This window comes from Bdellovibrionales bacterium, from assembly GCA_019750295.1.
Classification (GTDB): Bacteria; Bdellovibrionota; Bdellovibrionia; order Bdellovibrionales; family JAGQZY01; genus JAIEOS01.
Map to the genome: position 1 here is coordinate 1 of JAIEOS010000127.1, position 9,547 is coordinate 9,547.

A 9,547-nucleotide genomic window follows, 5' to 3' on the forward strand; every position below is an offset into this window, starting at 1 on the left:
GCCATATCGATATGATCATGTCCGTCGGAATTAATTCCACGGACCGCAACGAAAACAAAACCGGATTGAATTTTTCTGGAGTCGGACTGTACGCCATTCACAACATCATCTGGTTTCGACTCGTTCCAATCGATCCTGCCAAAAACTGAGAAGAGTTCCTTTAGGGTCATCCGAAAACTAGCGTATGGCACCTCCCGGGATTCTACAATCAGTAAGTAAAATTTTTGGCAGATTATGTGCCGGAGAGCGACGAATTTTGTCACAGCTGGCAATAAGGTCATTTGTCCCATTTAAAAATTCCCTTATAAACCCATGAGTTTATTGATGTATTAGAAGAGCCTTGCCGACGATAAACAAATCTTATCGGGAATGATTTGTGCACCACCCTCGAGATGTTGGAGCCCTCTATGCTGACGTTTAAAGCGAAATACATTCTCAGGACCATAACGACAGGAGTTTTACTCTTGGTTGCATCTTTGAGCCATGCTCGAATGGATTCTTCAAAGCCCATGGGTTTTGGACCAAATGCAGCCTCACACTCTTTCCAATCTGTCGCCTACAATCCGAGCGAAGAAGCTCGTCGCACCGTTGTGCGCGAACTCCTTGGAGCGGATACTCCCGCACTCCAGTGGCCCGCATTTCCTCGCATCTGGTATCAAGCGGAACAGGGCGACACTCAAGACACCAATACCACTTACGGCGGATCATTTAATGTCCCTGGATTACCCGTCACGGTCGGAGTCACCGGAAAAATCTCCATCAACTACAGTTACTCTCGGAAACATTATCTCGTGGTCATGACTTCAGTTCGACAATCCAACGCCGTCGCCGGCGGCTCTCCCCGCGTTTCCGAGAATCCACTGCAAGACCTAAATCAAATCACTCGCTTTGATAGCACGACCCAAAGACGATTCTTTAATATTCAACCGAACTATCCCATGATCGGCTTTTGCGCCTATGAGATGCAGCTTAAAATCTTACGCGCACGCGACGGAAGCATCAGCTTCCCCGCTTACTCCGAATCGATCAACACCGGCAGTTATCACACGGAAATGATCACTCTCTATTCGAACTTTTTCCAAATCGAAGGACATGTTCCAATGATGGACTATCTGAATGAGAGATGTGGTGGCGACTTCCTCAAAGAAGCCCGTCCGTTTGTGGAAAACGACTTTAATAAAATTGTTTTAGAATACTACGCTAATTTTCACCCGAGCAACAATTGTAAGCTCGGAGGTGCCTCCAGCGATGCGGGTGACGATTCGTGTATGGCGTGGGCCGAAGCGTTTACCGATCGGGTCACTCGAAGTCGCACTGTCCCTCGCTGCCGTCAACAAACCGATGGAACGGCTCGATGCGAGTTATTCGCCAAAAAAAACCAGAGCTGTCCGATGTATCTGCAACCTGATGGTAGTATCTCAGAGCGTTACCAGCGCTACCGAGACGCTGTTCCTACTGTTGGATTCAGATGTGATCGCGGACTTAAATGTAATCTAGATAAAAACCCTGTCACCTTGTTTGATTCGTTGGTTGTATGGCCTGGATCAGCCAGTTGTAAATAAAGGATAAATGTATGCGGAACACAATAATTACAACTTTATTTTTAACGGTGCTCGCTCTCAAGGCGACGGCTCAGGATAAATCCTTGTCTCTCATTGATGCTGAACTCAGTGCCCAAGCGCAAAAAGTGGAAGCGAACATGAAAGAAGCCCTAGACGAGAAAGCTCAGCTCGAGCAGTCGCAAAATCAAATTGTTCAGCGGATTCAAGAGATCGAAACGGCTCGCGCAAACGCCATCAGCGCCTTGGAAGTTCCGGTGACCACCGAGCTGCTCGAGCAAGTTTTGCTCAAGGAACAAAATTTAGGTGCTTGTAAACTTAAAAAAGGAAAAAATCCCAACGAATATTATATTAACAAAAACAACATTCATATCAGCTTCTACTTCGCCGGAGAAAATTCGGGAAAACGGCCCGTAGCTCGGTACTATGTCGAGAACAACGTGAAACATATCGAACTTAAACAAGATGCTTTTATGCTGGAGAATGCAACCAGCACTACACCCTTTAGTGCAACCCTCCGTTTCGAGGTCGAGTCACAAAAAGTCAAACATGCTGTGTTTACCGGGGAACGTATTTACGACGGAGTGATGGGATTCGGATCCTCACTCAAGGTGACTATTTTAACCTGCGTCCTTTAACTGATCACTTGCGCTTAAAGGGCGCCGCTAGAAATGATATAAGCACAGCTCACGATCAAACAAACAGACAATAGGATAATGTGTTTCTTCATACTCTCTGTATCAGCACTAAACACGCCAACTCTAAACCCGTATATTTGAATCCACCGTGGAACCCAAGAATTAAATTCAGACCTGACCAGAAAAGGTACGCCGTTCAATTCCCAGACGCAAAAAGTCACAGAGTCCCTAAGGCTTTGTGACTTTTTGCGTCTGGGAATTGAACGGCGTACCTTTTAATGGGACTACGCATGGTACTGAACTTGCTCAATGTAGGGCGGCGCAGAGCTTTTCGGCGCTCCGAAACAAGGTTGCACGTATGTCATCAAAAACACTTTTATTTATCTTTTTATTTGTGCTGCCTTTGGGCTGCAGCGTTCTCAAAAAGAGGGACGCCTCTGTGACCCAATCGAATGCCATCTCTATCGACCAACCCGTGATTAAAAATCTCGACGAGGTGGATGCTCGCTCTAAAAAACTCCAACACAGTTTAGCCCGCATTCACCTTCGCCAAGGAGCGAACACTCTCGCGATCGGCACTGGATTTTTCTATAAATCCAAAGATATCTTCGTCACCAGTTATCATGTGATCGAAGGGAAACCGGAGTGCCTCACGACAGGCGCTTGCACGGTATTTCTTGGCTTCGTCAAAAACTCGAAGGAAGTGCGAGAGATAGAAACTCGCATCAGCGTCATCTTCAAATCAGAGGCTAAAGATTTGATCGTCCTTAAAATTCAAGACGCGTCCCAATTCTCTCAGGTGCTTCCACTTCAAATCAAAGCCAAAAGAAAAGAGGGTCGCCTAATGACCGCAGGTTTTTATCACGATGACCCCGCACTTACGTTTTCCGAGGGACAACTTCTCAAAGCTCAATCCAAACATGCCAAGGCACTCTCCAGTATTATCGTGAGTGCTGGTTTTAGTGGTTCCCCTGTCATCAATCGCCAAGGTGAATTGGTGGGCGTAGTTTCAAGCTACAAGCCCATTCAAGGTCAGCAGACCGTCGGTCTCGCCGAATACATTGCGGCCGATGATCTGAACGTCTTCTAACGTAAAATAGTTATTCGGATCTGAATTTTTTTCCTTAAAACCCCTCTCTACACGCCGGTATTGCGACTAGGACTGGATCACATCTTGCTGTTACCTTGGAAAAGAGGTTTCCATGAATTTTTTGCGATTGTACACGTTGTTCACGTTGGTCTGTCTATTACTCGCGATCTCAAGTTACTCGCTGGCGGATACAAGCAAATGCTTTGTCCTCAGTCAAAGCCGACAGCCGTTCGATCGAAAAGCCTACGACGTGGCGAAACTTTTGATCGGATTTAATCACGCAGATGCTATGTCTTTTGCCCACTCCCCTTATAAAGACAACTCTGAGGACTGCATGTTCTATCGCGCAATGATGATTAAAGATTCTCTCAACCCCACTCATGCTGGTGTTTTTCTCACCGTGATGCACGCGGAAAAGCAGGGTGTTGATCTTAAATCCTTTGGCATTGAAATCTCACGTAATGCCAACGGCGAGATCATTAATGTGAATATTTATCGTTTACTCAATGCTGAGCTTCACTACGGTGCGATGGGCCTCGCCGCAAAAGGAATTATCATTTTAAGGAATGAGTACAATCAGGTGACAGGCTTTGATTTTCTTTAAAGCTATTCCGTAAACACAGTGAACGGTTTATCGGAAGGCCACGCTTCGCCTTCCGATGGCGCTGTCTTAACAACTCTTCCTTTTTTACCGACCACTTTAAAATCGATCTCTTTAGCTTTCATAAATCGCATGGTCTCTCGCAAGGTCCAACCTTCCATATTGGGAACGACAACAACGGAGGCCGGCGTCTGAGCTTCGCTTTCGGCGATGGTTTTTTCTTCGGATTTAATCAGATCGGTCTCGGCCACAAAGACGGGTGCAATCCCACGACGGTTGATCGCAAACTCCGCGATTTTCGAAAAGATCGGAGCCGCAGTTTGAGACGCATAGTAACCATGCTTTTTAGGATTATCGATCACCACATAAATTAAAATCTCTGGAGAGTTGGCCGGTAAAAAACCGATAAAGCTAGAGATATAGGCGCCCGGAATATAACCCCGCCCTTCGGGATTGACCTTTTGGGCGGTCCCGGTTTTTCCGGCGACAGGGAATCCCTTCACTCTTGCGGTGGTTCCTGTGCCGTGATCGCTCGTGGTCGCAGACAACATCATTTTTAATCGGGCGGCGTCCTTAGAGGAAAGGACTTTGCGAACGAATTGGGGCTGCGTCACGGTGATTAAGCCGTCAATCCCGCGTTTCTGCTTCACGAGATAAGGGCGATTTAAATTACCACCATTGGCAATCGCCGCGTAAGCGTTGGCCACTTGAAGCGCCGATACCGCCACTCCATGACCAAAAGCAATGTTCGCTTTATGATGATCTCTCCAAGGAGGTAAGGAGAGAATTCCTTTGGACTCCCCTAAAAGATCTAATCCTGTTTTTTCCCCAAAGCCAAAATCTCTGAGTGTTTGATAGATTTGCTTATCCTTCATTTGCAACGCAATCTTTGTCACTCCCACGTTGGAGGAATAAGCGAGGACCTCGGTGGCGGTTAACTTTTTATAATGATGTTTCTCGTCGGCTTCACTAATTGTTCGACCATCCACTTCGACTTTTCCTCCGGAAGTGTCGATCACTGTATTCGGCTCAATCACTCCGTCGCGGAGAGCTCCACCCATAAAGACCGTTTTGATGGTGCTTCCTGGCTCGTAAAGATCCGTAAAAATGCGGTTCCGTCTTTGCGAGGTGTTGGCTTGCGAAGGTCGATTGAGATCGTAATCCGGTTGCGAGGACATCGCTAAAATTTCCGAACTTCTGGGATCCATAACAATCGCCCAAGCGGCATCCGCCTCATGAAACTCGATGGATTTTTTAAGCTCTTGATCCACATAGGACTGCAGATCACCGTCAATCGTTAAGTAAACATCCTCACCATCGCGATCCTGCATAAAGATCCAACCGTCTTCCACCAGAAACCGGCCCCGCGCATCTTTAGGTAAGTGTAACTCCTGCAGATCCGCTCTTAAAAAGGAGTCATACTGAGATTCAATTCCCTCTAGTCCTCGCCCATCAGCGCCGACAAAACCCACCACATGCGACAAAACGTTTTTACGAGGATAGATGCGCTTGTATTCCTCTTTAAAGCCCAAGCCTTTTTCGTTCCAGCTCATAATCTTATTGCGGACCTCTTCGTTCTGCAGTCGATCGATCCACACGAAACGAGTGTTGGGTTTTTTCAGTTTGTTCAGAATATCTTTTTGTGACAGATCTAAAACTTTCGAAAGTCTCATCGCGAGCAGACGCGGCCGCTTGATTAAGGTGGGATCGGCAAACAAAGAATAAGCTTGCACCGAAATGGCAAACTCTTGACCGTTTCGATCAAAAATATCACCACGTTTTGAATTGAGTTTAACGACACGCTGATACTGTTTAGCTTTGGCAGAAATAATTTTATGCGTCGGAAGCACTTGCAGCTGAAAACCACGGAGAATAAATATACACCAAATTCCGAGGAACCAAATCAGAATGATAACTAAGCGAGGCTTCATATGCTTCATACTTAGATATTATTTGATCACAACTGAGCCGCTGCCGGCAATGCGAATCACTTGTCCTTCTTTAGCGGATTGGAAGGTCAGCCGAGAGGTTGCGATTTTGCGAATGCGTTCTGGACTTGTCATCTTTGCCACTTGCACCAGTTTCAAACGCTGTTGCTCTCGCGCCTTTTTTTCTTTATGGGCCAGGTTAAGGATCGCATAACCCATTCGACGATTTTCCATTTTTACGAAGACTAAGCCAAAGAGTGTGAGCAGAATAAATAACACACTCATAAAGGGTTTTACGTTTTCAATGGTTCTCTTCATCGTTGTCGCTCCTGCGGAAGGCTCTTAATTTAGCGCTGCGGGATCGAGGATTTTCTTTTTCTTCCTCGCGACTGGCGACGATGACCTTTTTATTGATCTTCCGTCCCCACTCTTCGTTCTCTTTAAACAGCGTCTTCACTATTCTATCCTCTAAGGAGTGAAAAGTAATCACGACCAGGATACCTCCTGGGACTAAAGACCGGATGAAGTTGGGAATGGATTCGCGCACCTGCTCGAGCTCTTGATTAACCAACAAACGTAACGCCATAAAATACTGGGTGGCGGGATTTTTTCCTTTTTGTCTCCACCCATCCACTCGTTCTATCAGGCCGGCCAGTTGACGAGTGGTTTCAAAGGGTTTTTCTTTTCGATCATGCACAATCGCTCGCACGACCCGAAACGGACTGCGAATCTCTCCGTAGTTTTTAAAGATCTCAACGAGCTGCTCTTCGTCCCACTCATTGATCACCTCAGCGGCCGTCGTTTTTTGATTTTGATCCATCCTCATGTCCAAAGGGCCGTCATGATAAAAGCTAAAACCCCGATGAGCCTGGTCGAGCTGAGGCGAACTGACACCGAGATCTAACAGAATAAAATCAAACTGAGGACGAGGCTCTAATTTTTGAGCATATTGCGAAAAGCTGGTGCGCTCCAAGCGCAATAGACCATTTTTGATCTCTTCGGAAAAGGTGGTGGCCCCGAACTCGAGAGCCTCATGATCTCGATCTAGCCCGATCGCTTTAATTCCCGGAAACGCTTTAAGAATTTCTCGGGTGTGGCCGCCGCGGCCAAATGTTCCATCCAACAACATTTCTGGCTTTTTCTCATAGGTGGAGAAGGCGCCTAAAACTTCGCTCAGCAAGACGGGAACATGTTCGCTCATAGTCCCCATCCTATTCGCAGAACCAGGCTATGGGCAAGACTTAAGGAGGGGTTTTCTGCTGCTGGAGACTAGCACCCGGTCTCATTATGGTGATAGCATAGGATGAGAGCCAATCTATGATGAAATGCCCGAAGTGTTTTTTCGAACAACCGCCCGATACCTATTGCGCCCAATGCGGCGTCAATATGGAAACTTATAAACCGGCGCCGACTCCAAGACTCAAAATGATTTTAACCAACTGGATGGTTCATCTGGCCGTTTTAATTTCGGTCATTGTGGGATTGGTTCTCTATGATCGCGATAAACCTCGCTCAACTCAAACTTCAGTTTCGCAGGCCGCTTATAAACGAAATGTGAAACAAGCCGCACCTAAAGAGATCGAAGCTGCGCCCACTGAAGAGTCCGTGGTGGCTGCGGCCGTACCCAAAGAAATCAAACCCGCACCGTTTCGTAAAAGCTTAAATCCAGAAACTCTTTCCAATGAACCCGAAGATCCGCCCGCGCCAAAAGTCGCCGCAGCGGCACCGACACTCTTGAATGTTCAAGGGATGAACGTGACCTTCTATCATGCCTCTCGCAATCCCCTCATCGAAATTCAAAGAGACGCTCGTCCCATTAATATCGGTGGAGATGGCACCGGCGGCATCGTTTTAAAAAAACTGCTGGATGGACTTCAGGAAAATGGCGGATTAAAAAACGTGGCGAAAAATTCCTACAGAGATTTTCAGGTCGGGCAGTCGATTGTCATCTTTAAAGGTCAGCGCAGTATTGTGTCTTCCAAAAATATTGGTCTTAATTTTCAAATCACGCCCCTCAAAAAAGAGGGAACCAGCGCCACTCTCGAAGTCAAAGCATGGAGTAATATCCAAGATCCCACCAAAGATGACGAGCTCTTTACCAGCGAGATGACACTGAACACACAATCCGTGGGCTTTATTGCGGGCTTCCTCCCTAAAGATCGCCCCATCAATGATGAAGAAAAGAGCCTGTTTGAGACGGATCGTACCCTCAAAATTTACAATAATCCTGCCTTTTGGGACGATGCTATCGATCTCATAATGTTCATTGAATTCACGGGTAAGCCTTGATATAAAAATCCCATGCATCAAGGGATTACCCATTACTCATTGTCTGAGTTAGAACACAAATATCCTGACAATGTTCATATCTTGAATCATCCGACAGTCACTTCTCTTCTCGCCAAACTTTGTCTCCCAGAAACAACCCAACCGGAATTCAATCGTCTGATCGAATCTTTGTATTCTACCCTTTTCGTCGAAGCCATCAATGCAGAATGGCCATTGATGCCGATCGAACTCAATACACGAATGACGGTGGCCCATCCCGACTGTCAGTATGTAGGGCATGTTCTCGATCGACAACAGCGCGGAATCGTCGTTGCCATGGCGAGAGCAGGTATACTCCCGAGCCAATTGGGCTTTGATCTTTTATGTCAGTTGGTCAACTCGAATCTCATTCGTCAAGATCATGTTTTTGCCTCCCGTGTAGCCGATGCCAACGACCAAGTGACACATACAAACCTTTACGGCTCTAAGATTGGTGGAGATATCGATGAGTGCATCATATTTTTACCAGACCCCATGGGAGCCACGGGGCATTCGATTTCAACAACGATAGATCACTACAAAAAAAACGTGGCGGGCAAAGAGAAAAAATTTATTGCGATCCATCTGATCGTCACTCCAGAATACATTCGTCACGTGACCGAAAAACATCCTGACGTGATTATTTACACAGCTCGACTCGATCGCGGTCTATCGTCGGATAAAGTTTTAAAATCGATTCCGGGAACTTATTGGAACGAAGAAAAAGGTTTAAACGACAAACAGTATATTGTACCCGGTGCCGGCGGCGTCGGCGAATTGATCAACAATTCATTTGTTTAAGGGGAAAAAATGGAGCCATTGAAACTCTCAAAAATGATTAGCGAGGAACAAATTGCCGAACGCGTGCGCGCCTTGGGTCAACAAATCACCAAAGACTTTAAAGGCGAAGATATCGTTGCGATCTGCACCCTTAAGGGATCTTACATGTTCTTCTCCGATCTGATTCGCGAGATCGACCTCAATGTGGTGTGCGAATTTTTTGGAGTTTCAAGTTACCATGGCGGAACTCAGTCTTCCGGAGAAGTCAAAGTGACTTTGGACCTCACTCACCCGCTCGAAGGAAAAAATGTTCTCCTGGTTGAGGATATTGTCGACTCTGGTTTAACTATGGATTATCTCAAACAATGTTTAGGCGCTCGTCGTCCTAAAAAACTGAAGACAGTTTCTCTTTTAGTAAAACCGAAAGCCATCAAGTCCGATTTAGTCCTCGATTACAAAGGTTTCGATATCGATAACGAATTTGTGGTGGGTTATGGTTTAGACTACCACGAGTACTATAGAAATCTGCCATACATCGCCCAAGCGAACAACGTGAACTAAAAAAAACGGTTCAGATACAGTTTGTTCAACTGGAATCTGAACCGAACCTTCTCCTCGGCTGGATCCTCGAGGAGTAAATAGCT

10 protein-coding genes are annotated in these 9,547 nt (G+C 46.3%); 7 read left to right on the top strand and 3 right to left on the bottom strand.

The window, feature by feature from the left end; all coding sequences use genetic code 11:
• The first annotated feature begins 407 nt into the window (after positions 1–407).
• The 4 genes from K2Q26_15005 (at position 408) to K2Q26_15020 (ending at position 3,891) form a co-directional block, all read left to right on the top strand.
• Entirely contained in the window at positions 408–1,562 is a 1,155-nt protein-coding gene (locus K2Q26_15005; protein MBY0316827.1) for a hypothetical protein, read from the top strand.
• A gap of 11 nt (positions 1,563–1,573) precedes the next feature.
• Positions 1,574–2,197, top strand: a complete 624-nt coding sequence (locus K2Q26_15010; protein ID MBY0316828.1) for a hypothetical protein — start codon at positions 1,574–1,576, stop codon at positions 2,195–2,197.
• 358 nt (positions 2,198–2,555) lie between these two features.
• Positions 2,556–3,287 carry a serine protease gene (locus tag K2Q26_15015; protein ID MBY0316829.1) on the top strand — a complete coding sequence of 244 codons (732 nt, stop codon included), beginning with the start codon at positions 2,556–2,558 and terminating at the stop codon, positions 3,285–3,287.
• Positions 3,288–3,399: 112 nt separating this feature from the next.
• Positions 3,400–3,891 carry a hypothetical protein gene (locus K2Q26_15020; protein MBY0316830.1) on the top strand — a complete coding sequence of 164 codons (492 nt, stop codon included), beginning with the start codon at positions 3,400–3,402 and terminating at the stop codon, positions 3,889–3,891.
• 2 nt (positions 3,892–3,893) lie between these two features.
• On the opposite strand, the gene K2Q26_15025 is transcribed toward K2Q26_15020, so the two are convergent.
• The 3 genes from K2Q26_15025 to rsmH are packed head-to-tail and all read right to left on the bottom strand — an operon-like array spanning position 3,894 to position 7,017.
• Complete coding sequence (locus tag K2Q26_15025) at positions 3,894–5,819, bottom strand: cell division protein (protein MBY0316831.1); 1,926 nt, start codon at positions 5,817–5,819, stop codon at positions 3,894–3,896.
• An 18-nt stretch (positions 5,820–5,837) separates the two neighbouring features.
• Positions 5,838–6,134 carry a cell division protein FtsL gene (locus K2Q26_15030; GenBank protein ID MBY0316832.1) on the bottom strand — a complete coding sequence of 99 codons (297 nt, stop codon included), beginning with the start codon at positions 6,132–6,134 and terminating at the stop codon, positions 5,838–5,840.
• On the bottom strand, positions 6,118–7,017 hold the full coding sequence (gene rsmH, locus K2Q26_15035) for a 16S rRNA (cytosine(1402)-N(4))-methyltransferase RsmH (GenBank protein MBY0316833.1): 900 nt from the start codon (positions 7,015–7,017) through the stop codon (positions 6,118–6,120). Before rsmH ends, K2Q26_15030 begins: the two co-directional genes overlap by 17 nt.
• Before the next feature lie 185 nt (positions 7,018–7,202).
• Here rsmH and K2Q26_15040 point away from each other — a divergent pair, with 185 nt between their 5' ends.
• The 3 genes from K2Q26_15040 to hpt are packed head-to-tail and all read left to right on the top strand — an operon-like array spanning position 7,203 to position 9,464.
• Positions 7,203–8,105: a hypothetical protein gene (locus K2Q26_15040; GenBank protein ID MBY0316834.1), complete on the top strand. Its 903-nt coding sequence runs from the start codon at positions 7,203–7,205 to the stop codon at positions 8,103–8,105.
• A gap of 12 nt (positions 8,106–8,117) precedes the next feature.
• Positions 8,118–8,924, top strand: a complete 807-nt coding sequence (locus tag K2Q26_15045; GenBank protein MBY0316835.1) for a uracil phosphoribosyltransferase — start codon at positions 8,118–8,120, stop codon at positions 8,922–8,924.
• 9 nt (positions 8,925–8,933) lie between these two features.
• The gene (gene hpt / locus K2Q26_15050) at positions 8,934–9,464 is read left to right on the top strand and encodes a hypoxanthine phosphoribosyltransferase (protein ID MBY0316836.1); all 531 of its coding nucleotides are present in this window, start codon (positions 8,934–8,936) and stop codon (positions 9,462–9,464) included.
• Positions 9,465–9,547 lie beyond the last annotated feature (83 nt).